The organism is Clostridium beijerinckii (genome assembly GCF_008705175.1).
Taxonomy (GTDB): Bacteria; Bacillota; Clostridia; order Clostridiales; family Clostridiaceae; genus Clostridium; species Clostridium beijerinckii.
Genome location: NZ_CP043998.1, coordinates 4,865,271 through 4,891,902 on the forward strand (window position 1 = coordinate 4,865,271; position 26,632 = coordinate 4,891,902).

Genomic DNA, 26,632 nt, shown 5'->3' on the forward strand with positions numbered 1-26,632 from the left:
ACTCCTTTACAGTTTCCAATGCACAGTGCACAATTCACAATTATTGATAACCCACTGAAATTGTTTTTAAAAATTTTTCAAACTCTATAGAAACTTGCTCTCAATTGTGAATCGTGAATTATGAATTGTGAATTATTTATCCAAATATTGCTTTTCGTATTTGTTCCATTCCAATATCCACGCCCACTTTTACTATGCCACTGTTTTTTTCCAAAACTGCATTTCCCGGTTCCATAAAATCATCTGCAAGCACAAAAATTTCATTTTTTATATTGTATGATACCTTCCATCTTTCCACCTGCGATTTTAATTCTTCAATATGGGCTGAATTCACCTTTAAAATAACATTTTCTTCTCCTTTTGAGATCTTAAAAGCTTCTTCAATAATATTATTCATCGCTTCATTGGTACTCAGTGTTTTCTTTGTAATATTTTCCGCAATTTCTAACGCTAATTGTACTATCTCGCTTTTCTTACTTTCTAGATATCTTTCATAGTTCTCATGCGCAGATTTTAGCATCAATTCTGCTTTATTAACAATCTCTGCCGCCTCTGCTCTTGCACTTTCAATTGTTTCATCATAAGCTTTCTTATATCCATCATCATATCCATTTTCTAATCCTTGAGCATATCCCTTTTCATATGCTTTTTTCTCTGAAGCATTGGCATCCATTTGTGCCCTCAAAACAATAATCTGTTTTTCGTTTTTAGCATCCTGTATTATCCTTTGTCCAATATCTTCATATCTTTTTAGAAGTTCTTCTGGATCAATCTGCGGAGCTTTTACTACAATTTCTTCTTCCTCTTTTTCCTCTTCTATTTCTTCAGATGCTGCCTTTTTACTAACATACTCTGTTGAAATAACTTTACTTGTTCCTGACTTTGCAAAGTCCTTTTTTATTAATCTATACGATGATTGCATCTTCTCCACCTCTTGCAATGATGATTTCATTAGCATCATCTAACCTTCTAATAACAGAAACAATCTTTTGTTGTGCCTTTTCAACATCCATAAGCCTTACTGGTCCTAAGAATTCCATATCTTCCTTTAATGAAGCAGCAGCTCTCTTAGACTGATTCCTATATATAGAATTTGCAACTTCATCAGAACATCCCTTAAGTGCAAGTGCAAGATCTCCAACTTCCACTTCTCGAAGAATTCTTTGGATAGATACATCATCAAGAGATATAATATCTTCAAATACAAACATTGAACTCTTAACTTTATCTGCAAGTTCTGCATCTTCTCTTTCTAGGCCTTCTGTAATATTCTTTTCTGTTGTTCTATCAACTGCATTTAATATGCTAACTAAAGTTTCTACGCCACCTAAAGTCGTCATTTCAGTTCTTACTACAGAAGACAACTTGCTCTCAAGTACAGCTTCAATTTCTTTAATTACCATTGGTGACGTATTGCTCATAGTTGCTATTCTATAAGCAACCTCGCTTTGAGTTTCTTCTGGTAATTCAGCCATAACTTGTGCAGCTTTATCTGGCTGCAAGTAACATAAAATTAAAGCTATAGTTTGAGGCTGCTCTGATATAATTACATTTAACAATTGATGAGAATCTGCCTTTCTTGCAATTGAAAAAGGTCTATATTGAGCTGTAGCTTCTGATACCTTATCTAATATTTCACTAGCTCTTTGAGTTCCTAACGCTTTTGATAATAATGTTTTAGCATAATCCATACCGCCCTCAATTATATAATCTCGGGCTTTATTCATCTGATAAAACTCATTTAATATTTCTTCTCTTTGTTCTGGTGTAACAGACGTAATATTAGCAATTTCATAAGTTATTTTTTGTATATCTGCCTCTGGTAGTTTTTTCAATATCCCCGATGAGGCTTCAGGTCCAAGAGTTATAAATAATATTGCTGCCTTATGCACCCCTGTCAATTGATTTGGTTCTTTTGACATAGCCATCACCTCTCATTTTCAGTCAACCATGACTTGATTATTTCTACTACTTGCTCTGGTTTTTCTGTTGCATATTTCTTTATCTCTTCTTCTAAGTGTGATTTTTTAGTTTTAGCCTCAAATTCTATTGGTTCAAAAACATCATCTGTTGGTTCTTTAGGTAATATAGTATCATCAATTAAAGTATTTAATAATTGTTCATTTTCTTCTTTCTTCTTCTTTCTTCTCTTTGCGACGAAGTAAATAATAATACCTAAAAGCAATGCTCCCAAAATTCCTGCAACAATCATCATCTTATTCTTGCTAGCTGTAGCTGTCTCTGCATTCATAGCATCAATTTCTGCCTTAGCTTGATCCTGAGCTGTTGTGTCAAATGCCATTCCAAGCACCGAAACTTTATCTCCTCTAAGTGTATCCAATCCAATTGCATTTCCAACTGTATTTTCAAGTGTCTGTTGCGTCGCAGCATCTAAATTTCCATCAATCACAACTGATGCTGTAAGTCTTTTAACTTCTCCTGGTGCGCTAATAACTTTAGATTCACTTTTGCCCACTTCATAATTTGTCTTCTGATCTTCCTTACTTGAAGTCGAAGGGTTATTATTTGTAGCTGTAGTTGTATTACTCATATTATTATCAACAGGACTTTGACTTGTAGTTGTTGATCCTGAGTTATTTGATTCCTTTGAATTTTCTTGGCTTACAATTACTTTATTCGGATCTACTACTGTTTGTGTCTTTTGTTTTGAATCAAAATCTAAGTTTACATTAACAGTAGCCTTAACTTTCCCTTTACCAACGATTGGTTCTAATAAACTAACAATTGCCTTTTGCATCCTATCTTCATATGCTTTTTCAGCATCTTGTTGCTTTGATATTGCTTCAGAACTTACTGAATTATTTTGATCTGAATTTATATCCTTAGTAAGTAAATTCATGTTATCGTCTATAACATCTATATTTTCTCTTGGTATGTTTTCAGTTGCTCCAGATACCAGAGCTACTATTGATTTGACTTGATCTTCACCAATAGTTGTCCCCTTTTTTAATTTTAGGTAAACTGCTGCTTTTCCAGGTTCTTTGTCCTTTACAAAAACAGAATCCTTAGCTTCAGTTATATGTACTCTTGCTTCTTCTACTTGTGGAAAACTTTTTATTGTCTTTTCCAACTCACCTTGCTGCATTCTAACTTTTTTTATTTTAAATTCTTCATCCGTCATTCCAAAGGAACTTCCACTATCCATTAATTCATAGCCTTTACTTCCAGATGTCAAAGTTGGTGCTAGCTCCAACCTTAATTTATCCACTTGATCCTTAGGAACCCAAATCGTATTTGTGTTACTATCTATTTTAGTATCAACTTTTTTTTCATTTAAACTATTAACGACAGTTTGAGCATCAGCTGCATCAAGATCAGAAAATAGTACTTGATATTTGTTAGAAGATGAGTAAAAAATCCCACTTATAATTGCAATAATAACTGCCACGATTGCTACTATTATAGCAGCTTTTATCTTCTTATTCTTGGATTTAAACTTTTCCAAAAGCCCCTTAACTTTTTCTAAAAGTTTTTTCATTATTAAGCTCTCCTCACCTTACTACAATTGCAACCTCGATAATTGATTATATCCGTCCAATAACTTGTCTCTAGTTTGTGCTAAAAACTGAAGACTCAAACTAGCCTCCTGATTCTTAACCATAACTTCATCAATATTAACATCATCACCTTTAATAAACTTTGTTGCAGTTTCATCAGCTTGTGTCATCTTACCGTTGGTATCATCTACTGCCTTTTTTAAGACATCTCCAAAATTAACTGAGTTATTGCTTTCATTATTGCTCTTATCACTATTGATATCTTTAAATTTATTATTAAATATAATTTCATTTTGTGCAAACTTATCTTCTATTCTCATTTTTCATCCCCCTACTTACCAATTTCTAAAGCCTTTGAAAACATGCTCTTTAAAGCATTAAAAGTATCAACATTTGCCTCGTAAGATCTAGTTGCTACCATCATATCTGCCATTTCATTTAATACATTCACATTTGGCATTGTAACGTATCCATTGCTATCTGCATCTGGATGCGTTGGGTCATATACCTTCCTTAAAGGTGATGGATCATTTTCAATTTTAACTGCTTTAACTCCTGCCATATCCTTATTAGCATCAAGAGCCTCTTGAAATACAGCTACTTTTCTTACATATGGGCCTTTGCCATCTGCACTTCTTGTTGTACTTGCATTCGCCATATTAGAAGTTATAGTATCCATTCTTAATCTTTCTGCTGAAAGACCCGTTGCACTTATTTGCATGGAAGTAAATGCATTCATTTATAATCCTCCTTTATCTAATCAATAATTCCAAATTTCCTAGCTTGTCTAAATATAATTCCTAATTATGTATTGTTTATCACTATTTAATAACAGTTTTTAAATTATTAAATTTATTATTTATGTCAGTTATTAACGCATTATATTTAAGAGTATTTGCCGCTTGATTTACCTTTTCTATATCTAAATCAACATTATTTCCATCACTTCTCATGCTAGTACTCTTATCCTGTTCAATTGATATATTATCACCGCTATTTGAATCACTACTTGAAAAGTGACGTGGATTAGTGCGTTTTAACTCTAATTTTGAAAAATCTCCCTGATTCTTTAAATTTTCCTCAAATACTACATTAAATCTCTTATAATCTTTCGTATTGACATTTGCCATATTATTAGCAATTGTTTTAGCTCTAACATTTGATGCTTTAATGCCTTGTTTAATCAAATCATAAGTAGCATCTGAACTAATAGATTGTATTGCCATAAATTCACATCCTTACATTTCGCCTTCTACTTGCATAAATATCTAAAACTTTCAGTACAAATATTTTATTTCACACATTATTAGAAATATGTAAAATAAAATGCTTTTTTCCTCACAATTTTTACTTGAGTAAAATATTACAATTTATTTTGACCAATTAATAATTTAATTATAGAATAACTATGCAATTTTATCTATAATTTTTTGAAAAATGTTTTCCAATTTATTTACTAATTCCGATTTTTTTTGGTTTTATTGTAATATTCCCCCACATAATAAATCTTCTAAAATAAATTAAATGCCATTTTTAGACTTTCTGCCGTATTTATCCGTACTGTGGCCTACCATATATCTAAAAAATAAAAGGTGTCTATAAATTATAGGCACCAAAAATGTTTAAAGCAAAATAAATATAAACTTTATTAATATGTTGCAATTCACAATACACATTTCTCAATTCATAATTACAGCTAAAATTCTTGCAATATCTCTAGAATTATCATGAAGAATTATTTGGGCAACATATATATAATTATCTTATGCCTAGTTTTGTAATACTCGCATATTAACAAACAATAAAACAAATCAAACAAAATGAAAAATCTTATTTTCCAATATTCTTCATTAATATTCGAGATAACAATAACACGACATTAAATAAGTTCAATTAGTCTTCAATATAAAATTCTTTTTATGAAGCTAAGAACTAAGTTTCACTTTATATTTTGGCAACCTGACAATCATAGAAAATAAATTTTTCCTTAGACTCATGGCTTTGCGGCCTTATTTTTCAATAAGTGTGCTAGTATCAATATAATTTGTCCTTTTAAATTATAATGTATTTTTGTTTATTTAACCACAATTATTTTTTAATTTTCGATAAAATCATCTAATAAATTATAAATTTCATTATAATTTGTTAGATAATTTTAGATAATGGAATTTTGTATAAATATAAATCTAGAATTTCACAAAATTATCCATTAAAATTACTCAAATCATTTATTTTAATTTTTAAAAATGAACTGTAGTAAATTTCAACATTCAAAATCTACTACAGTTCATTTTGTAAGTATTCTATTATTAATAGATTATTTAACATTAGCTAAAATATTTAATGCATCTTTAGGAAAATTGTTGCTTTGTGCCATCAATGCAATAGAAGATTGAATTAATATTCCACTTTTTGAATAATTCATCATTTCTCCAGCAATATCAGCATCACCAATATTACTTTGAACCTTTTCAATAGTACACGCTTTACTTGATAAGTAATCACCAGTTCCATCTAATCTGTTTTGCAAAGCACCATATCTACTTCTTATCCTACTAACCATTTGCGTTGCTTTATCAATAGCTTCGTTAGATTCATCCAATTCATTTACTACGTCAACTCCACTAACCCCCAAATTTTCTGGGCTAACATTATAAATTGGTATATCCATATTTTCATCATCCATATTTCCAATAACAGCTTTTAACATAGAAGTATTTTCACCTGTTAAAGTGGAATCAGATAATTTAATTCCATTAAACTGTGTATTATTTGCTAAATCTTTTATATCAGACTTGACACTATCAATTTCATTTTGAATAATTTGTCTATCTTCATCAGTTAAACTCCCAGATCCAGCACTAACCGCTAATTCTTTCATTCTAGCTAAACTATTATTCATTTCTTGAAGCGAACCATCAAAGGTTTGTATCATAGAGTTAGTATCTTGAATATTCTTACTTGCCGCATCATTAGTTAATAATTGTATCTTCAAAGTCTCGTTCTTACCTATTTTATTAGGATTATCCTTTGCAGAATTTAAAACTTGACCAGTACTAATGTTATTCAATGCTTTAGAATTATCTACAAGCGAATTTTTATAAGATTTATATATGTTTAGCGAAAACATATTGTGATTTAATCTCACTATATAAAACCTCCTCTCTTTTAGTACGAGTTATGCTCTTACATCTATATTAGTTCCTTTACTTGTGTCTACAGCCATATTGCTCATCATGTCTGTTACTTGAACAGCTGCTACTTTCTCACTATTCATAGCCATTTTCATTACTGATACAGAAACTACGCTTTGAAGAGATGCTTGATTCATAGCCATTGACATCGCACCTATATCCATAAAATCCAATCCTTTCTTAATTTATACTTTAATACTCTAATTTATTATCGTGCAAACATGAAATACCTTAAGCATGAATTTGCTTTAGTGCTATTTTATCTAATCAAATCTAGTATATAAATTAAAATAAGCATCAATAGTTATTTTTACATAACCACTTATACTTATTATAATATTTCATCATCTTTTGTTTTTCTGCTTTCACTATCGAGTGCTTTGACCTTCTTTTCCAAATTATGAATCTCAATATTTAAAAAATTAATTTCTTCTGCACTAAGGTTTAATTCTTTAGCCGTTTCTGTCATCATTCTCATCTGCAATAACTTTTCTTCGATGATATCTAACATTCGCATTCTATATTTTATCCATTGAAGCTCGGCTTTTAATTGGTGTATTAGTTCTTCTCGTTCATCCATATTGTTTTGATTCCTTTTCTTAATAAAAAGTACATTGAAAATTTTCTAATATTCTAAAATTTTTAATGCAATAATGAATCTATCCTACTAATTCTTTTTTAGTTACAACTCGAACTATTTATTTTTTATCCACCCTTCAGTCTCTTTTATGCCTTCTTCTAAACTATATTCTGGTTCCCAACTAATAAGCTTTTTAGCCTTATTATAATTACATTTTAATTTCATTATTTCACTTTGAGGATGAATGTGCTCAACATGATTTATGTTTACTCTATTATTAGAAATTATTTCGGCAAGTTCATTAATAGATACATCTCTTCCTGTTCCTGCATTAACTATTTCTCCATTTACGTTATCACTATAACCTGATTCAACTACAAATCTAGCACAATCTTTAACATATAATAAATCTCTAGTCTGTTCTCCACTGCCATATATATTTATATCTTTTCCAGCTATAGAGTTATTAATGAATATAGCTACAACTCCACCTTCTCCACCTGTTTTTTGGAAAGGTCCATATGTATTAAATGGCCTTATAACAACTGTTGGAAGTTTATATGCATTATAATATGAAAGTACTATATTTTCTGCTGCTATTTTACTTCCTCCATAAGGTGAGATCGGTTTAGTTGGATGCATTTCATTTATACCATCTTCACTTGCTACGTCATAGACCATACAAGTACTCATAAATACCACTTTACAAGGATGAGTATCTTCATTTGAATCCAAAACCCATTTTTCACCTTCCATTTTAGCATTCTTTCCAAACATTTGATTTTTTGCTTTTTCAAGAATATTAAAAGTTCCTACTGTATCGTTATAAAAAGTAGTTTTAGGATCATCAATACTATCTTGTACATTTATAGATGCTCCTAAATGATATATAATATCATACTTTTCTTCAAATACCTTACCTAAATCCACTTCATTTTTTATATCGCCTTTAATGAATTTAAAATTTCTTTCATTAAATTCTTCTATATTTTCAATTTGTCCATTTGATAAATTGTCTAAAGCTACTACTCTATGACCATTATCTAATAATCTCTTAACGACCCATCTTCCAATAAATCCTGCTCCGCCAGTAACTAATATATTCATGTTTTATCTCCTTTGAAATCAATACTGTTATTTTATATTTATATATTTTCACATAGCACTTTTGCTATTCGTTCTGCACCTTTACCATCTACAAGTTTAGACGCTTTTTCACTTAAGGATTTTCTTAATACATAATCATTAGCTAACTTATCAATATTGTATATTAATTCTTCTTTACTTATTTTATCATACCAACCTAAGCTTTTTATAATCCCCATCTTATCTAATTTATTAGCAATTCCTTGCTGATTCTCTGCAATTATTATTCCCAATGTTGGAACACCACATGCAACTAACTCATATAAAGTACTACCACAGGCTGATATTGCTATATCACATTTTTTCATTATTTCACACATATCAGCATTATAATAAAACTTTATATTAGAAGTTTTAAAATTTTCTACAAAAGAAGTATCGCTAAAAGAAGGCCCTATAACTACATGAAAATTATAATCCAACTCATTAATATAATTCACAATTCTTTCTGTTAAGTTGTATGGATCAGCGCCCCCAACTGTAATAAGTATATTACATACTTTTTGTTTTGTATGTTTGTTAATGTTATTTTTAAACTCATCCCTTAGTAATATATAATCTGTACCTAACAACAATTTTGTATTACTATTAACATTATACTCAAAATCTTCTGAATCTGCATTTTGATTTATTAAAAAATCTACATTAAAATAATCCTTATTCATGTCATCAATATAAGCTGTTTTTTTAAATATTTTTTTAGTTTCTTCAAAATATTTTTCATTTACAGCATAGCTATCTGTTATTAGCAAATCTGCTCCTATATGTTGCAATTCATTTATTAGCATATCTTCATTCAAAAGTATCACTTTGAAACCATCACAAAGTATTTTTTCTATGCCCTGAATATATTCACTATGATTTATTTTGAACTTTATGAGTTGATTTAAAGATGTAACTTCACAATAGTTATCTTTAACATAACACTTAAAACCAAGTATTGTCTCAACTCTACACACATAAAAAACATCATTTTCTTTTGATAGCTCTTTTGCTAAAACCAATGTCCGCATAATGTGCCCCATGCCTATATTAGAACCACCATCTGCTCGAATCGCTATTTTCATGTATACACACCACTCCTCTGCCATCTCTTTTTTATTTTAAAAGGTTCTTCATTATACTAATCCCTCTTCTTTAAGTAATATTCTAACTTCTTCTTTACTTAAAAATACTTCGTCATTTGAATTATAACTTCCAACTCTTACATGATTATATTTTTCATAAAATTCTAGTAGAAATTCCGAATTTATTGATGGTATTACTGAATACATATTGCCCAAATCAAAAGCACAACATGACTCATCTTTTGTCATAAGTTCTTCAAATCTTCTTTCACCAGCTCTTAATCCAATAGTTTTCAATTCTACTTCCTCTTTTTTTATATTAAATTTTAAACAAGTTTCTTCAATTATAACTTGCGCTAAATCACATAATCGTATTACAGGCATTTTTAAAATAAATACCTCTCCTCCTATAGAAATCTTAGGAGCTTCCATAATTAAATTTACCGCCTGACTCAATGTCATCATAAACCTAGTCATTTCATGGTCAGTCACTGTAATTTTTCTGTTTTCTTGTATCTGTTTTTTAAATAAGGGTATTACAGATCCTCTTGACCCCATAACATTTCCAAATCTTACAGCCATAAATCTCGTTTTTGCATTACCTTTACTAAAATTAGCTGCTTGTACAATTTTTTCTGCAAGAAGTTTTGTAGCTCCATAAGAATTTGAAGGATTAATAGCTTTATCTGAACTTGTAAATATTACACTATCTACATTATTAGTAGTTGCTGCTTTAATCACGTTTTCCATACCGATAATATTTGTTTTTATTGCTTCAGATGGATTATACTCACAAGCTGGCACGTGCTTCATTGCAGCCAGATTAAATACCACATCAATATCATTCATTGCCCTTTCGACTCTTTCATAATCCCTTACATCCCCAATTAAAAATCTAATCATTTTTCTATCATTAATTTGGTTTTCCATAATAAATTGTTTATATTCGTCTCTGCTAAGAATTCTTATTACCTTTGGATTTTCCTTTAGTAATTTATTTACTAATCCTTGACCGATTGTACCCGTCCCTCCAATAATAAGAATTTTTTTACCTGTATAATATCCCACAATTAAACCTCCTTGTGACTACTTACATTTTCAAAAAAATGTAATATCAAAAATTTAATTTTAATATTACATACTATTGTATTAATTAACCCTATGTCTATTCTAAAAATGTCCAGTCCATAGGAGTTCCTCTTTTAATATCCAATTTTGCACATTTTCCTATAACACTTTCATAATACTTAGGATGCATCCCAAATCCTGGTCTTATTGATCTAATATTTTCTTTTGTAAAGATTTCTCCCTTTCTAACATCCTTTACTACAAATAAGGAACGAGAAAATTCTCTACTACTCTTCATTTTATCCGTTAAACTATAGCTAATCTCACCTAATGCCTTTTCGGTTTCTCTTATTGATCTTACCATAACTTTAAGTTCATCTGGTTCCAAAGAAAATGCTGCGTCAGGACCTCCATCTGCTCTACTCAATGTAAAATGTTTTTCAACTATTTTTGCTCCTAATGCAACTGCTGCTACTGGTATAGTTATTCCTAAAGTATGATCTGATAAGCCTGAAATCACTCCAAAAGTTTTTGCTAAATTAGGAATAGTCTTTAAATTCATCTCCTCAAAAGGTGATGGATATGCTGATGTACATTTTAATACAGCTATTTCATTATTTCCTACTCTCCTGCAAGCATTTATTGCTCCCTCTATATCAGTTAATGTTGCTATCCCTGTTGCTAATATAACAGGCTTCCCCTTAGAAGCTATATATTCTATTAATGGTATATCTGTTATCTCAAAAGAAGCTACTTTATATGCTGGTACGTTCATATCTTCAAGAAAATCTACTGCGGTTTTATCAAATGGAGATGAAAAACAAATTAGCCCTTCTTCCTTTGCAATTTTTTTTAATTTTACTTGCCACTCCCAAGGAGTATATGCTTCTTTATAAAGGTTATGTAATGTTTTACCATCCCATAAAGTTCCTTGCTTTATTTTAAAGTACTCATTATCGCAATCAATAGTTATAGTGTCAGCTGTATAAGTTTGAAGTTTTATGGCATCTACTCCTGCTTTTGAAGCCTCTTTAATCAATTTTACCGCATTTTCAAAGATGCCATTATGATTAGCTGATATTTCAGCTACAATAAATGTCGGATTGTTTTTGTCAATTATTTTATTATCAATTTTCATAATATTCTCCGTCATCCAATATTATTCTAAGTATTTTTCATATTCTAAAAATTCATTACAAATGATTTTGTTATATTTAAGACTCTCAAAAACCTTTTGTGATGCAACGTTCTCAAATTTAACAAGGCCAATTAAGTTATTAATACTAATTTTATTGTTTACTACTTCTGTTTCTAACAAATCAAGCATGACTTTAGATAACCCTCTTCCCCTATAATTCTTATCAATACTATAGCTAATAATAGCTTTTTTGTCTTCAACATCTATTCTTACCAGTCCTGCTGAATTTCCCTTAAATTTTAGTATAAAAACAAAACATTTATTAGAATTTATCTTATCATTAAACCATTTAATATGATCTTCATATAATATTTTATGCGAAGAAAAAGAATTTTCTCTAACCGCTTTATCATTCGCCCAATCAAATAATAAATCGCAATCTTGTTTCGAAGCCATTTTAAGTGCTATATCCAAAATATCACTTCTTTCACTTAATTACTGTATATCTTTTTGCTTAATTGTATTGTTAATACTATTTAAATCAGAATATTGTTCATATAACTCAAGTATATCATTCATATTAAAAGTATTTTTTTTGTTTGAATAAAAGATACTATATATTCTATTTATCAATTCAAAATCTTCTTTAGTATCCAATGTCCATCTAAACTCTGAATAGTCTGTATCATTTTTATATTGTGCTAATTTAAATAAATTAGGATTATCCCATATATATGGCGTCACATGTTCCCTATCTCTCATATTTTTAGCTTCATTAAACGCCTTTTCTAATACTTTAAAACTAAAAACTTCTGTATCTAATCCTCGAGGATAAGTTCTATCTATCGTATTACTGACATAGTCATATTTATCGTTACTGTCAATATAATACTGTATTATTTTCTCTGTTACTTCACTATCTATAAGAGGACAATCACTGGTAACCCTTACAATTATATCCACATTGTTTTCTTTTGCAGCATAATAATATCTTGATAATACATCTTTTTCAGAACCTCTAAAATATTTTACACCTAACTTATTTGCCTCCTCAATAATAACATGATCTTTCTCTAAATTAGTAGTTGCTACCACTATTTCATTTATATTTTCTACTCTTCTTAATCTGTCAATATCATGTTCTAAAACTGTTTTCCCACATATTTTTTTTAAAACTTTACCTGATAATCTAGTAGAACCCATTCTTGCTTGTACTATGCAAGCTATCTTCATTAAATATCACCTTTACTTTCTAACAGGCACGCCTTTACTTGCCAAAAATATCTTTGCTTCTCTAGGTGTTTTTTCAGTGAAATGAAATATACTTGCTGCCGCAACTGCTGAAACTTTCCCCTCATTAATAGCCATATACAAATCTTCGTAATTTCCAGCTCCCCCTGAAGCTATAACCGGAATTTTTACATTATCTGTAACTTCTTTTATTAATTCTATATCATATCCCTCCATAGTTCCATCTCTTTCTATAGATGTAATCAATATTTCTCCTGCTCCGTTACTTTCTACCTCTTTTGCCCATTTTGAAACTTCAATTCCAGTACACTTAGTACCAGAATGAGAATAACAATAGTATTTTCCATTCTCTTTCCTTGCATCTATGCTTACTACTATACACTGACTTCCAAATATTTTTGCTCCTTCTTTAATTACATTAATGTTATTAAAAGCCTCTGTATTTATAGCAACTTTATCTGCTCCTGACCTTAACAGTTTCTTTATATTCTCAATAGACTTTATCCCACCGCCAACAGTAAATGGTATAAAACATTCCTGCGAAAATTCTTTTATGGATTCATAATCCGGTTCTCTGTTTTCTTGGTTTGAAGTTATATCTAATAATATTAGTTCATCTACTTCCCTCATATTATAAACTTTGATAGCAGGCAAAACCGTATCTACCCTCCGCCAACTATTGAATCCAACTCCCTTAATAAGTCCAACATCCTTCCATAAAAGTGTAGGTATAACTCTAGTTTTTAACATAAATCATTCTCCTTGTATTAATTTATACTCAAAAAGTTCTTAATAATCATAAAACCTGATTTATGGCTTTTTTCTGGATGGAATTGAACTCCATATATTTTACCATTTGAGATACTTGAAACAAACTCTCCACAATATAAAGTTTTTGTCATTATATCTGATTCATTTTTAGGTATAAAATGATAGCTATGAACAAAATAAAAATCCGTTCCGTCATCTATTCCTAAAAATAAGCCACTATCATTAAATTTATATATTTCGTTCCAGCCTATATGGGGTATTCTTTCATTTCCATTACTAGGTATAAGCTTTTTTACTTCTCCGTCAATTAAGTTTAATCCTTCAATTTCTTTTCCTTCATATCCTTTACTTGCAAATAATTGCATTCCAAGGCAAATCCCTAAAATGGGAATTTGTCTTTCCTTTGCAATCTGTTTTATTATTCTAGTCCAGCCTTTACTATTAAGATTATTCATACCTTCATAAAAACTTCCTACTCCTGGAAGAACTATTCTATCAGCATTAAACAATTCTTCTGGATTATTACATATACACACTTCATCAGCCTCACACTCTTCAAATGCCCTCTTCACTGACATTAAATTTCCCATACCATAATCAACTATATAAACTTTCATATTTAACACCTTTTTAATTGCAAATTATTCATTATCGTAATTAATTTTAGTCAAGTTTCCATGTTTATCTTTTATTAGATTACCGTTCTTATCTGTTAAAAATACTTTTTTATTAGTAAATTTGTCACATATCTTTATAAATTCATCAACAGTAATATCTAAAGGCTCAAGTATTTTATCTAAAGATTTTCCTAAATAAGTCCATGGAAATTTACCATCATGTTTCTTAACAATTTCTATTGCATCTTCTCTAGTAAGTCTACCTCTTCTTATATGTAATGATGCGATGTCTGTAGCTCTACCAAATCCAAACTTCAAAAATTTAAAATAATCATGTATTCCTGTTTGATAGTTGTCTAAATTTTCATAATCAACTATTGAACCTTCTACTGTTGTATGATATGTTGTAAATCCATTATTTTCCGCTATCAATGCATTATTATACCCATCCCACGGAATATAGTAACCTAAAAATAATCCTGTAACTCCTACTCTCTTAAGCTCATCATCTGCAGGGTATGTATATGGAATTATTTCCCTTCTTTCTATTCCATCTATTCCGACTAAATCAGTAACTCTCATTCCTAAAAGCCCACCAAATTCTTCAAGCCATCTTCTGTCTAAAACATTATTTTCACTTGCTGCTGCAGGGCCTCCATACTCATTTTGAGAATTTTCCCCCCATATTATAAGAGGAACATTAAATTGTACTGCTGCTCTAACAGGAATCGTAAATATACTAGCATGTTCAGGCCATGATATGTCCCCTACTTGCTTCAATCCAAGTTTATTTAATTTTGCTCGCAGAATTCTATTATTGGTGAATTCCATATAGTCAACACCTAATCTTTTAATATTCTCTATATTTTTTCTTCCTATATCAGATAAATCGCATGTAGTTGCAGTTACACATAAAGGATTCATACCAAGTTCAAGAATTTTTATTACCTGATATGTGCTATCCTTCCCTCCGCTCACCGGAATTATACAATCCCAATTTGATTCATCTTTAGATTTATATTTATCTAATAATTTCTTTAAATTCTCTTTTCTTTCATTCCAGTTTACCTCTTTACGTTCTTCATAATTTCTACACGCATTACAAATCCCATCTTCATCTATATATAGGTGTGGCTTTGTATCTGGAAGTAAGCATCTTTTACAATATTTAATCATTATTATACCTCTTTCATTTTTTTAGTAAAAACATTAAATCTTGATTATCATTACTCATGTATTTAAATTTTTCATACTTTTCAATTTTTAATTTTTTAAATTCATTCAAATATTGCTTTGAAAAATCAGCTTTCCACAATAACTCATTGTTTCCTCTGTAATTTATTTGTTCATAATTATCAGAATAATACTCAAATCCCCAAATATAATTATTACTACATCTATAAATTTCTTTTAAGACTTTTTTAATATCTTTTGGATTTATATGTATTAAAACGCCACTAGTAAAAACTAAATCAAAATATCCATCCTTAAACGGTATATCTTCTGCTGATCCTTGCATTATGTTAATGTTACTAGTTAATTCCTTAGCTTTCTCCACCGCATATTTTTGCAATTCAATTCCGTATAATTGTTTAAAGCCCATATTTTGCAGCAGTCTTAATTGATTTCCTACATTGCAGCCTATCTCAAGAATCTTGCAACTTTCTTTGTCTATTTTATCTAAAAATAATGAATTCATATATGTTCTAGAAACTCCATATGTATCTATATAGAATTTATCTAATTCTTCAGGACTATATATATTCCTTTCTGTATATTCTTTACCAAAACTCCCACTCCAAATAGTTTCTTGATAATTATTCTCCAATTTTATCTCACCTTTCTTTTTGCCAACTAATTTTTTTCCAGGATATCATTTAAATAATTCTTTCCAATAAAGGCTTAATATCATATTTAAGAATATCACTTATAAGTATTTTATCATTATTTTCGAAGGCTTCTAACAATTCTGGCAATTTACTTTTTAATTTATCAATATGAATTTTAAAATCATTTTCCAATACACAAATTGATTTTAAATTAATAATTAAGTCTAATTTATCAATTATATTCATTAATAATTTATATGTTTCACTATTCTCCAATTTATATATTATAGCTGAAAATTCTTCTATAAGTTCTATTAAATTAGTAATTATATCACTATTGTTTTCATCCATTATAAACTTATCCATATTATCCTCTTTCCATATATATTTCATTTTTATCAGTTAATTACTTTCATTCATTCCATCTAGTATATCACCTATAGACTTATATGTGGCAGTGCATGCAATAATTATGGATCTCATAAGATTTTTATAAATTTTAATCTTTTCAATTGCTGTATCATAACTTTGTTTGTTACCTAGAGATGTTTCTTTTATATTGCAGTTCATTAAAACACCTTGCAAAAATGTTCTTATTACATCTTCTTTAAATATAATTTGCTCAATTTTTTCTTCCTTTTTTAAAGTTTTAAATGTTTCTTTTAAAGTAATATTATTATCATTAATATCTTTTTCTAATTTTGTAAAAGTTTTTAGTAATTTTTCACAATCCACTTTGAGATTATTAAACTTTTGAGCTAATTTATTAAGTTCATCAATAGCTGTATTATATTTATTTATATCTAATTCATTAGGACTTGGTACTAAATCATATAGTTTAGTTATATTTCTAGTACAATATTCTAAAATAACTTCTTTCAATTTCATAATTTGGGTTCCATGTTTAAATGCTCCACCTTCAGTAGCATCAATATAAAGCCTATCGCTATCATCTTTTGCTATTTCAGCTTCTAAAAACACTAAAAAGTTTTTAAACGCATAATCAGTAGGCAGCATGTCCCCATCTATACCTTTCACATATAACAACTCTTCACTTTTTTCAACCTTAGCCTTTACTTCTACATCTTCTGAATGAGTAACACCGTCTTTTGTATATGCTAAATCTTGACCTACAAAAACTAATGGATTTGCTCCAACATATTTCGCAAAAGCAAAAGCCACATGAGCGCACGATGTTCCCATATAAAGTAATCTATCTTCACCTAATATGTCATCGTTAATCCATTCATTAATTTTTTCACCTTGTTTTAAACATAGTAATTTCTTTTTATCTTCAAACTTATCCAAAAGCTCTGTCACAACAACTGGAGGCCCAATAAATACTGTTTCTTCATTTATATTATTATTTTTATAAAAAATTTCATATGATTCAAATATTCTTTCTATAGTAAAAACTGCATCCGGTATAATGTTGTTTTTTTCCAAAGTACTTATCACAGCATCTGTAGCTAGTATCAACGCTTTACCTTGTGCTTTTTTTAATTCATCTATATTTTTATCTAAAGACGGACCTGCACTTACAACAATTGCAGGCATATTTTTATACTTATCTTTTAAAATTTCTATACTTGGGCTTTTTATCAATTCTTTTATATTTTTAAAATTATTTCTCAATCCAATTATGGTGTCATCAATATCATTTCCCAAATTAAATAATGCATGCTTAAATAAATCAGCTATTCTTTTATTTATACTTTTTATCCATTCACCATATATTGAATAATACGATAACAATATTACAGGTATACAATTAACACTTAACGGCATTATAGAAAAACTAAAAATGTGCGAATTAATCTCCGCTATTATCTTTTGTTCATCCCCGAAAAATAAAAATACTTTTTCCCCACCTATCTCTAATATATTCTCATTTCTTAAATATGTATTTAAAATTTCCATATCAGATTCAATTACAAATATTTTACTTTTATCAGAACTTCTTTTTATTAACTCTTTTATATGATATCCCAAGCCTATACCATAAACTATAAATAACGAATCTTTATTAAAATCTATATCTTTAATAAGCATATCAACTTCATTTTTTACATTATATTTGCTATTTATATATATTTTTTTACCGTTATTGTTATATCTAAAAGTATGGTGCCCATCTTTAGTATCTTCAACTTGGTAATATTTATCCATAATTACATCTTCCTTATTAAATTGTTCAAGTATTTTTGTATTCATTCTAAATAAAACATCATTCATTTTAACACCACCTTAAATCTATTATACACAAAAAGGCTCTGGGACACCAGAGCCTTATGGATTCATTAAAATTATCTTAATAATTGAAGAACTTGTTGTGGTTGTTGGTTAGCTTGAGCAAGCATAGCTTGAGCAGCTTGAGAAAGAATATTATTCTTTGAATATGTTGACATTTCTTTAGCCATATCAACATCTCTAATTCTTGATTCTGCTGAAGTTAAGTTTTCAGAAGAAGTTCCAAGATTATTTATTGTATGTTCTAATCTATTTTGAATTGCACCTAAGCTACCTCTTTGTTCTGATACCTTAGCTATAGCTTTATCAAGAACAGAAAGTGCATTAGTCGCATCTGTTTTATCCATAACATTTAATGCAGCTTCTTGCTTAACATCTGTTGTACCGTTAGTTACCACATTTGTACTAGTAAATCCTGCTTGTCCTGCATTTCCTGTAATTCCAATAGCTGCTGATCTCATATCTTCAATATTTACTGATATTGATTGACCTTTATTAGCACCTACTTGTAAAACAGTGTGGAATCCGCTCCCTTGAGCTCCTGGTCCTACAATTTGTTGAACATTACCTCCGGCAGATGCTGGAGTAACACTTGCAGTAAATGTTAATGTTGTCGATATTTCAGTACCAACTCCATTCGCAATATTTATATCCTTTCCTGTTGTAGATATAAATTGAAGTGTATTAGTTGATGAAAGCGCCACATTAACTTTATCTCCTAATCCTGCATCTTGAATAGCAGCATTTAAATCTTTAACTAAATCCTGCATTGCAGCTTTAGCTACATTAGCATCTGCATTTGCTGTGTCATAAGTCTTATTCGCATCTTTATTTAATACAACTTCAACAGCACTGTCACTACCTATTGTTATTTTAATAGAATCATTCTTAGTAATAGTTGTAGCTGCAGCTGATAAAGAAGCTGTACCTTGTACTCCTACTTTTTCTACAGTAGTATCACCACCAGTTGCAGTAAGTGCTACAGTAGTAACTCCTAGTGCTGCTGACGCTCCATTAAATGTAATCTTACTAGTTGACCCTGAAGATTTAGCTGTAAATGTAGATCCTGCTGTTGTAAAATCAATATCTACTAAGTCTGATAGTTTTACGCCTCCAGAAGTAACATTTCCTAATGCTGCTATATTTGCAAGTTCATTAGCATCTCCATCAGCTGCTACAACTTTCATTGTTCCTGCTGCTGATAATTGGAATGTTATATTATCTACAGTAATTGTAACACCTGCAGATATAGCTGCTGCTGTTGCTGCTGCTGTATTAGCAACTTTAGCGCTTGTAGCTTTAGTTATCTTATCTCCATTACTTGCATCTATACCACCATTTAATACCTTTTGAGTATTGAATTCTGTAGTATTACCTATTCTGTTTACTTCTGAAGTTAATTGGTTAACTTCATCTTGGATTGATGATCTATCAGCATCAGTGTTAGTTCCATTAGCTGCTTGGTCTGCTAATTCTCTCATTCTTTGAAGAATTGAATGAGTTTCATTTAATGCCCCTTCAGCTGTTTGTATCATCGAGATACCATCTTGCGCATTTGCAGAAGCTTGGTCTAAACCTCTGATTTGGCTTCTCATTTTTTCTGATATTGCAAGACCTGCAGCGTCATCTCCAGCTCTGTTAATTCTTAAACCTGAAGAAAGTTTTTCCATTGATTTACTTGCTGCACCTGAATTAATGTTCATGTTTCTGTTGGCATTTGCTGCCATCATATTGTGATTGATTACCATAATATATTCCTCCTTGATTTTTAAGTATTGGACTTCCCTGTCCATTTTTTTATTTATATCAACTCTTAAGAGTTAATAGCTTGCAAACTTTATATTTATATGTTCGGCTTAAAAATATATTACTTTAGCCTTTATTTAAGTTTTTTCAACTTTTTTTATTATTCTTTTCACTACTTTAAGTAATATTATTTAAATCCTATATTTCTATATTCGTCTTTTTAATTCAAGACTTTATAATATTTTGAATATTATTTTTAAATTGTTTTATTAAACACTCTGGCTCTATATTCAATCTTGTTATAATTTGCATTAGCTTGTCTGGTCTTCTTTAGACTTTCTATTTTCTTCTTTACTTCAACCTTTTCTTTTTTAATTAAAAGCTCTAGCTCTTCTTCCAATTCTAATAAATTTAATAAATTGCCTATTCTTTTAATATCTTCTTTATCAAAACCAAGTTCATTAATTGCTTTTAATATTTCTTCTCTTTTATTAACTAAAACATCTAAATTTCCATCTTTCCTAATTTTATCTATCATTTCTAAAGTTAAAGTTTTATATTCTTCTAAATACTCATATAAATTCATAATTTATATCCTCTTTATTCTTATTTAATTAAGATTCAACTTATCTATAACTTAGCCTTGACCAAGCATACTAGCTAATGATGATTTTTGTGCATTCAACTGTTCCATTGCTGTTTCTAGTGCCGAATATTTATTATATAATGCATTTTCCTTATCTGTAAATTGGCTATTTAACTGGGTTATTAATTTCTTTTTATCATTTATATTTTTAGTTATAGTATTGTCAAACTCAGTACTACCTCCAGTTAATCCGGCTTTTTTAGATAATGAAGAGCTACTTGTTTTAAATTCACTATATAAAGATGACTTAAGCTGAGTTAATGCTCCACCTTTATCTGTACCCGATGCCAATCGCGTAAACAAGTCCTTTACATCTCCACCATTTTCTTCTAATGCTGTTGTTAATTTTTCTTCATCTATAGTAAACATTCCATTTTTATCTGTATAATCTTTAACCGGTGTTATTCCTATCTTTTCTAAGCTTAGACCACTTCCAGATATTACAGTTGACATTGCACTTTTCATTTCGCTTGCTATTCTTTCAAGATCGTTATCTTTTCTAAGCAATCCTGTCTGCGCTTTTTTCTCCCAAGCTGTAATTTGGTCATCAGTCATAGCCTTTTTTTGTTCATCTGTTAAAGGCATATAATTTTTATCTCTTGTTTCATAAATCTTTGTATTAATTTCTGACAATAATTTATTATAGTCATTAACAAAGCCTACAATTTTATCTTTTAGCGCACTAGCATCAGTTGCTCCAGTTAAGGAAGTTGGAGTATCATAAGTAGCTGCTGTAGTTGACGTAGTTGATGTTCCTGTTACCGTTGTCCCATCTGATGCATATTGTGTTGTTGTTACTATCCCATCTGTTCCTATTACTGTTGTTTTTGTTGGTATTGTTCCATTTGATGCATATTGTGTCGTTGTTTTTCTTCCATTAGATTCTGTTACAGTTGTTTCTATTGGTGTGGTTCCATCTGATGCATATTGTGTTGTTGTCTTTGTTCCACCCGCATCAGTTACTGTTGTCTTAGCCTTAGTAATTCCATCTGATGCATATTGCGTTGTTGTCTTTGTTCCATCCGCATCAGTTACTGTTGTCTTAGCCTTTGTAATTCCGTCTGATGCATATTGTGTTGTTGTTTTCGCTCCAGCTGTTGGCACATCCGGTGTTGTTGTCACATCATCTGGCAAATCAGCTGATGCTGTTAATGCTGTTAGTGCCGGAATTCCAGTATATGTTGATACTGTTTTAGTTGTTTTCCCATCAGTTCCAACTTTTAATTGTGTTGTAGTTGATGAAGATACTGTTATTACTCCAGTTGTGTCATTTTTTGTTGAATTTTCCACTGTTGTTGTTGAACCATCAGTTCCCTGTTTTTCTGTTGTTGATGTTGTTGTTGTCGTTGTTCCATCATCAACATCTTGTTTAACTGTAGTTGTATCTCCACTTTTTAATGTTGTCGTTGTTGTTGTTGTTCCTGAAACTTTTTGTATAGTTTTAGCTACTGGTATTGTGCCATCATAATTAATCATAGTTGTTGTTGACGTTGTTGATCCACTCTTTATAGTTTGTAATGTATATCCACTTTTACCATCTGCAGCTAAATTGCTTGTATCAGTAGTAGTCGTTACTCCATTTGCATTCGTTACTGTCGTTACTGCTCCTTGAGTAGTTGTAACCGTTGTTGATTTATCTGGTGCAGTCACTGTTTTAGTTGTTTTACCACCTGAAGTCGTTACTGTTGTTACGGTACCATCAGCTGCTGTTGTCTTTTGAGTTGTTCCATCTTCTGCTAGTGGTGTTAAATCTATTAATGGGGTCAATTCCAAATTTGTTTGTGTTAAACTCTTTTCATCTAATGCTGATACTGGTACCACCGTACCTGATGCTGCCACAGAAGTTGAATTACTAATTCCTTTAAAATCAAATACTACATTATCAACCGTTACACTGTTGCTTGTTTTTTTATCAGCACTACTTATTGTATATACTTCGCCTTTACTATTTTTCACAGTAGCCTCAAGATATTTGTCTTCTGCTTTAGCATGATTTTTAGTTGAATCGTTGGTATCTTTAATTGTAAAGCCGCCTCCACCAAATGAACTTGCTGTAAAGGTTACATTTCCACTGAATTGACTATATTTTGCTGTTACAACCTTATTGTTCAAATCTGACAATTCTTGTTTTTGTGCATCGCTTGGATTTACTATAGCATTTAATGCAGCTTTTCTATCTGCTATTGCTTTATTATAATTTGCAACTGTTGCGCTTCCATCAGAAGTTGCATTAAAAGTTATTGTTGATGTACCAATTGTTATTGATTTTACCCCTGTTTCACTACTAAGTAACGTGTCTGATGCAGTAGATGCTAATTGGCTTACATTTACTGAGTAATTATCAAGAGTTGCTCCTGCTAAACCCCTTGCACTTACTTTTGAACCATCAGTAGATGTAAAGGTTTGAGTTTGATAACTACTTGATGACATTAAGTTTCCTGTTTTTAATACGTCAAAATATTTATCATAGAAATCTGATGCATCACTCATTATTTGTTTATATTGTTGTTGTTGATATTCTAAAACTTTTTCATTTTGAGTTTCTTTATCTATTTGACTTTGATAAGATTGCATTGCTGATTTAACCAATGCATCTACATCTAACCCAGAATTCGTTCCTGTTACTCTTTGTATTGTTGACATTTTATTCCACTCCTTTTTACAGATAGTTAAACTCTAAAATAGTCTCAAAGAAAATTCATTATAGGACTAATTAAAATCATTTTTTTAGAAATACTAAAAGTTTTAAACTTTCACCATTTAACACAATTCCGTATTGTTATTTCTTAGCTCTCTTGTATGCCTCATGCCACGTTTCACTTACGTCTTCAACAAGAGGTAAAATTTCATCTATTATCTCTACATTTTTAGTCATATTCGCCTCAGCTAACTTTTCTTTGATGAACGCATATACATTAAATAATTGAACTGCCCAATCTCCTTGGCTTGTGTCTAAACTTATCATAAGCTCTGAAAATATGTCTTGAGTTCTTATTAATGCATCATGTGCTTTTTTAACATCTTTATCTATTATAGCTTGTCTGCCCATTTTACAGAACCTAACGGCACCTTCAACTAACATTAAAAGTAATTGCTCTTTCGATGCATAATTTACAGTATTATTTTTATATACATTATATCCATTAGAATACATTATGACTCCTCCTATTTTGTTGTATCTAAAAGTCTTCCCTTTGAATTTTCTTCATTAATCTTTTCTACTTTTTCTACTTTTATGTTTATATTTTTATTACTAAGTTTCACACCATCAATTGTAATATATCTTTTTTCATGTTCATTCTTATCAAAATCTTTTGTGTTTACATCTTCATTCTTTTCATCTTTTACATCTTTTTTTATAGTTATGTTTTTACCCGAATGAACTTTTTCTTCTTTTATTTCTTCTTGCATCTTTTTTCTAATATCTGTGTCAATCTTATTTAGTTTAAACTCCAATTAAAATAGCCTCCTTAGACTTTATTTTAAATCAAGCCTTTCTATCTAACAGACCAACTTGTTTAATCATGCTGGCAACCATATCTAAAATCTTTTTTGGTGGAATCTCTAATATAACTTCTTTTGTATCCTCATCTACTATTTTTATCATCGTTGTTTTCATTTCTTTATGATAAGAATATTCTGCATGTGTATGTTCGCCTTTTAAAAAGTTATTAATTTTTTTTATTGCATCATCCAAATCTTTCTTACTATACTCCTGACTGTTTGCAGCATTTTCTCCTGATGACTTAGTTTCAATTTGTTGAACTTGTGGAACTGCCACTTCTGTATTAGCTTCTGCATAATCTGATAAATTTGATTTATACGCATTTATATTAATTGAGTTTTGTCCTAAGTTATTAACATCCATGTTTATTATACCTCCTTGTTTTTACCCTTAATATTCCATTCCTATCTCTTCTTTATATTCTTTAACATACTGAGGTCAATTTTGGTCGCCTCTTTATTTTCCTTTTCCACTTCTTCATATAATTCTTTTCTAAGTATTGATACATCTTTTGGAGCCTTTATTCCAATTTTTACACTTCCATCATCTATTCTACTTATAATAACTTCTATATCATCTCCAATCATAAGAGATTCACCTTTTTTTCTAGTTATAATTAGCATTTCCTACCTCCTCATATTAAGGGACTTTTTACTTTATATTTAGAATTATCTAATATTATTTGTTCCCCAAGATTATTAGAAGTATTTATAACTATAGGTCCTTGCAAATTAGTAGTTATTTTTTTTACATCTGAATTCAATGTTACTGTAGTAATTATATTTACTTGTTTTGGAGAATCAATTTTAAGATTTTTAATTATTTCTTCACTTAATTTAATTTCATAATCATTATAAAATTCGTATGGTGAAGTTACAATTAATGAAATTTCATCATTCTCTAAAGATTGTAGAAGTTTAAATGGCTCATATTCTTGTAAATCTAAGAGAATAAAATTCCTCAAATCATTAAACCCTGGAATTCCTTTATTAAAGGTAATTATATTATTTTCTTCATATTCCATTTCACCATGAACTTTTGAAAGAAATCTCATATTTTATCTTCTCCTAACTATAAATAATTTAATATGCTCATCGGCAAGATTTTCGCGCTAGTTTGAAGTGAAGCTGTATATACTGTTTGCATAATTGAATATTCCATAGTCTTTTCTGCAAAATCTATATCTTCTGTTTTAGACAATATATCTGTCATATTATAATTTTGGCTTTCATTATTTGTTTGTGCTGAATCCATTCTGTTTTGCATAGACCCAACTTCTGATCTTTGTTGTAATAAATTAGCTGTTACAGATTGTATATCTTTTAAGTCAACTGTTGTTAAATCACTTATATTTCCGCTTGGCCCCAGATCATTTATTATTTTATTTAAAAGATCTGAAATATTTATAGATTTTCCATCTTTATCTGTAAATTCTAAAACATCAACTGCCGTTTTATTATAATCACTTTTAACTCCGCTTGAAATATCAACTTGCAAGTCTGAATTTATTTGATCTAACGAACTATATGAAGAAAGTGCCTTCATAGCATCATCCGAACTGAATGTTGGAGTTAACGCATCATTAAATAGCGACTCTATAGTTGCAGGAGGGGTTCCAGTACCCAAAGTCGTAAGATCAATTGTAGGTGATGGTGTCACTGGTGTTGCCGGATTAGTGGAATGATCATTTACTGTTATTATCACATTAGTTCCGTTTTTTTCAATTCCATCAATCTTCGTTGTAGGTGTGACACTGCTTTCGATCGGATTAACAGATAAATCTATGTTCATCCCTGTAGCAGTTCTAGATATTCCATTTCCAGCCTTATCAGCATATTTCAAAACTCCATTTACAACAGTAGTTGGTTTTGAAGTAATTTTAGTTCCTCCAAATATATACGAACCATCGAAGCTGGTATTTAAAACTTGTGATAATTCATTAACTTTTTCTTTAACTTCATCTTGAATTGCTGTTCTTTCATCTTCTTTATAAGTACCATTTCCAGCACTTACAAGTAATGTCTCTATTCTTCCAAAGATATTTCCCATCTGAGATAATGCTGTATCCGTTGTATCAAGCCAATTCGATGTATCCTTAATATTCTCATCATATTGCTTATTATACGATATTTCTCCATTTAACTGCATACTTCTTGATGCTACATAAGGATTATCTGATGCTTTGCTTATTTCCTTTCCTGAAGACAATTGATTTTGTAATGTCTGCATATTATTCATATTTCTTTTCACATTTCTTAAATAATTGCTACTTAACATGCTATTTGTTATTCTAAATGACATCTAAT

The 26,632-nt window shown here is 29.9% G+C and carries 30 protein-coding genes and 1 riboswitch; all 30 genes read right to left on the minus strand.

Going from position 1 to position 26,632, the window contains the following annotated elements; all coding sequences use genetic code 11:
• Positions 1-136: 136 nt before the first annotated feature.
• Positions 137-922, minus strand: coding sequence for a FliH/SctL family protein (locus F3K33_RS21835; protein ID WP_039770233.1), 786 nt, complete (start codon positions 920-922; stop codon positions 137-139).
• Entirely contained in the window at positions 906-1,922 is a 1,017-nt protein-coding gene (gene fliG / locus F3K33_RS21840) for a flagellar motor switch protein FliG (protein ID WP_017211330.1), read from the minus strand. Before fliG ends, F3K33_RS21835 begins: the two co-directional genes overlap by 17 nt.
• A gap of 5 nt (positions 1,923-1,927) precedes the next feature.
• On the minus strand, positions 1,928-3,499 hold the full coding sequence (fliF, locus tag F3K33_RS21845) for a flagellar basal-body MS-ring/collar protein FliF (RefSeq protein WP_039770230.1): 1,572 nt from the start codon (positions 3,497-3,499) through the stop codon (positions 1,928-1,930).
• A gap of 21 nt (positions 3,500-3,520) precedes the next feature.
• Positions 3,521-3,838 (minus strand): flagellar hook-basal body complex protein FliE, encoded by a 318-nt coding sequence (gene fliE / locus F3K33_RS21850; RefSeq protein ID WP_023973284.1) that lies wholly within the window; start codon positions 3,836-3,838, stop codon positions 3,521-3,523.
• 11 nt (positions 3,839-3,849) lie between these two features.
• Positions 3,850-4,257, minus strand: a complete 408-nt coding sequence (gene flgC, locus F3K33_RS21855; RefSeq protein WP_023973285.1) for a flagellar basal body rod protein FlgC — start codon at positions 4,255-4,257, stop codon at positions 3,850-3,852.
• 82 nt (positions 4,258-4,339) lie between these two features.
• The gene (gene flgB / locus F3K33_RS21860) at positions 4,340-4,744 is read right to left on the minus strand and encodes a flagellar basal body rod protein FlgB (protein WP_017211327.1); all 405 of its coding nucleotides are present in this window, start codon (positions 4,742-4,744) and stop codon (positions 4,340-4,342) included.
• Positions 4,745-5,468: 724 nt separating this feature from the next.
• Positions 5,469-5,558, minus strand: a riboswitch (cyclic di-GMP riboswitch).
• A 277-nt stretch (positions 5,559-5,835) separates the two neighbouring features.
• Positions 5,836-6,666, minus strand: a complete 831-nt coding sequence (locus F3K33_RS21865; protein ID WP_039770227.1) for a flagellin — start codon at positions 6,664-6,666, stop codon at positions 5,836-5,838.
• Between the two features lie 30 nt (positions 6,667-6,696).
• A complete protein-coding gene (locus tag F3K33_RS21870) occupies positions 6,697-6,876 on the minus strand; it encodes a YjfB family protein (protein ID WP_039770225.1) in 180 nt (59 codons plus the stop codon).
• Between the two features lie 167 nt (positions 6,877-7,043).
• Positions 7,044-7,292, minus strand: coding sequence for a hypothetical protein (locus F3K33_RS21875; RefSeq protein ID WP_039770224.1), 249 nt, complete (start codon positions 7,290-7,292; stop codon positions 7,044-7,046).
• A 114-nt stretch (positions 7,293-7,406) separates the two neighbouring features.
• A complete protein-coding gene (locus F3K33_RS21880) occupies positions 7,407-8,399 on the minus strand; it encodes an SDR family NAD(P)-dependent oxidoreductase (protein WP_039770222.1) in 993 nt (330 codons plus the stop codon).
• 38 nt (positions 8,400-8,437) lie between these two features.
• Positions 8,438-9,505, minus strand: a complete 1,068-nt coding sequence (pseG, locus tag F3K33_RS21885) for a UDP-2,4-diacetamido-2,4,6-trideoxy-beta-L-altropyranose hydrolase (RefSeq protein WP_039770219.1) — start codon at positions 9,503-9,505, stop codon at positions 8,438-8,440.
• Positions 9,506-9,556: 51 nt separating this feature from the next.
• On the minus strand, positions 9,557-10,573 hold the full coding sequence (locus F3K33_RS21890; RefSeq protein WP_039770217.1) for an SDR family NAD(P)-dependent oxidoreductase: 1,017 nt from the start codon (positions 10,571-10,573) through the stop codon (positions 9,557-9,559).
• Between the two features lie 97 nt (positions 10,574-10,670).
• A complete protein-coding gene (gene pseI, locus F3K33_RS21895; protein WP_039770215.1) occupies positions 10,671-11,726 on the minus strand; it encodes a pseudaminic acid synthase in 1,056 nt (351 codons plus the stop codon).
• A 6-nt stretch (positions 11,727-11,732) separates the two neighbouring features.
• On the minus strand, positions 11,733-12,185 hold the full coding sequence (locus tag F3K33_RS21900; RefSeq protein ID WP_051144789.1) for a GNAT family N-acetyltransferase: 453 nt from the start codon (positions 12,183-12,185) through the stop codon (positions 11,733-11,735).
• A gap of 21 nt (positions 12,186-12,206) precedes the next feature.
• Positions 12,207-12,944, minus strand: coding sequence for a cytidylyltransferase domain-containing protein (locus F3K33_RS21905; protein ID WP_039770213.1), 738 nt, complete (start codon positions 12,942-12,944; stop codon positions 12,207-12,209).
• Between the two features lie 12 nt (positions 12,945-12,956).
• Entirely contained in the window at positions 12,957-13,712 is a 756-nt protein-coding gene (gene hisF, locus F3K33_RS21910) for an imidazole glycerol phosphate synthase subunit HisF (protein WP_039770211.1), read from the minus strand.
• A gap of 17 nt (positions 13,713-13,729) precedes the next feature.
• On the minus strand, positions 13,730-14,350 hold the full coding sequence (gene hisH, locus F3K33_RS21915; RefSeq protein ID WP_039770209.1) for an imidazole glycerol phosphate synthase subunit HisH: 621 nt from the start codon (positions 14,348-14,350) through the stop codon (positions 13,730-13,732).
• Between the two features lie 24 nt (positions 14,351-14,374).
• On the minus strand, positions 14,375-15,526 hold the full coding sequence (locus F3K33_RS21920) for an N-acetyl sugar amidotransferase (RefSeq protein ID WP_039770207.1): 1,152 nt from the start codon (positions 15,524-15,526) through the stop codon (positions 14,375-14,377).
• A gap of 13 nt (positions 15,527-15,539) precedes the next feature.
• Positions 15,540-16,178 (minus strand): pseudaminic acid biosynthesis-associated methylase, encoded by a 639-nt coding sequence (locus tag F3K33_RS21925; RefSeq protein ID WP_039770205.1) that lies wholly within the window; start codon positions 16,176-16,178, stop codon positions 15,540-15,542.
• A gap of 49 nt (positions 16,179-16,227) precedes the next feature.
• Positions 16,228-16,545, minus strand: coding sequence for a DUF8042 domain-containing protein (locus F3K33_RS21930; RefSeq protein ID WP_039770203.1), 318 nt, complete (start codon positions 16,543-16,545; stop codon positions 16,228-16,230).
• A gap of 36 nt (positions 16,546-16,581) precedes the next feature.
• Entirely contained in the window at positions 16,582-18,414 is a 1,833-nt protein-coding gene (locus F3K33_RS21935; protein WP_039770202.1) for a motility associated factor glycosyltransferase family protein, read from the minus strand.
• Positions 18,415-18,485: 71 nt separating this feature from the next.
• Positions 18,486-20,177: a flagellin N-terminal helical domain-containing protein gene (locus F3K33_RS21940; protein ID WP_039770201.1), complete on the minus strand. Its 1,692-nt coding sequence runs from the start codon at positions 20,175-20,177 to the stop codon at positions 18,486-18,488.
• A 254-nt stretch (positions 20,178-20,431) separates the two neighbouring features.
• On the minus strand, positions 20,432-20,761 hold the full coding sequence (fliT, locus tag F3K33_RS21945) for a flagellar protein FliT (RefSeq protein ID WP_051144788.1): 330 nt from the start codon (positions 20,759-20,761) through the stop codon (positions 20,432-20,434).
• Between the two features lie 51 nt (positions 20,762-20,812).
• The gene (gene fliD / locus F3K33_RS21950) at positions 20,813-23,464 is read right to left on the minus strand and encodes a flagellar filament capping protein FliD (protein ID WP_051144787.1); all 2,652 of its coding nucleotides are present in this window, start codon (positions 23,462-23,464) and stop codon (positions 20,813-20,815) included.
• 136 nt (positions 23,465-23,600) lie between these two features.
• On the minus strand, positions 23,601-23,975 hold the full coding sequence (gene fliS, locus F3K33_RS21955; protein WP_039770199.1) for a flagellar export chaperone FliS: 375 nt from the start codon (positions 23,973-23,975) through the stop codon (positions 23,601-23,603).
• 11 nt (positions 23,976-23,986) lie between these two features.
• A complete protein-coding gene (locus F3K33_RS21960) occupies positions 23,987-24,277 on the minus strand; it encodes a hypothetical protein (protein WP_039770198.1) in 291 nt (96 codons plus the stop codon).
• A gap of 31 nt (positions 24,278-24,308) precedes the next feature.
• Positions 24,309-24,689, minus strand: a complete 381-nt coding sequence (locus F3K33_RS21965; protein ID WP_039770197.1) for a flagellar protein FlaG — start codon at positions 24,687-24,689, stop codon at positions 24,309-24,311.
• A gap of 41 nt (positions 24,690-24,730) precedes the next feature.
• Entirely contained in the window at positions 24,731-24,949 is a 219-nt protein-coding gene (gene csrA, locus F3K33_RS21970; RefSeq protein WP_039770196.1) for a carbon storage regulator CsrA, read from the minus strand.
• Between the two features lie 11 nt (positions 24,950-24,960).
• The gene (gene fliW, locus F3K33_RS21975; protein WP_039770195.1) at positions 24,961-25,380 is read right to left on the minus strand and encodes a flagellar assembly protein FliW; all 420 of its coding nucleotides are present in this window, start codon (positions 25,378-25,380) and stop codon (positions 24,961-24,963) included.
• Positions 25,381-25,397: 17 nt separating this feature from the next.
• Positions 25,398-26,627: a flagellar hook-associated protein FlgL gene (gene flgL / locus F3K33_RS21980; RefSeq protein ID WP_039770194.1), complete on the minus strand. Its 1,230-nt coding sequence runs from the start codon at positions 26,625-26,627 to the stop codon at positions 25,398-25,400.
• Between the last annotated feature and the right edge of the window lie 5 nt (positions 26,628-26,632).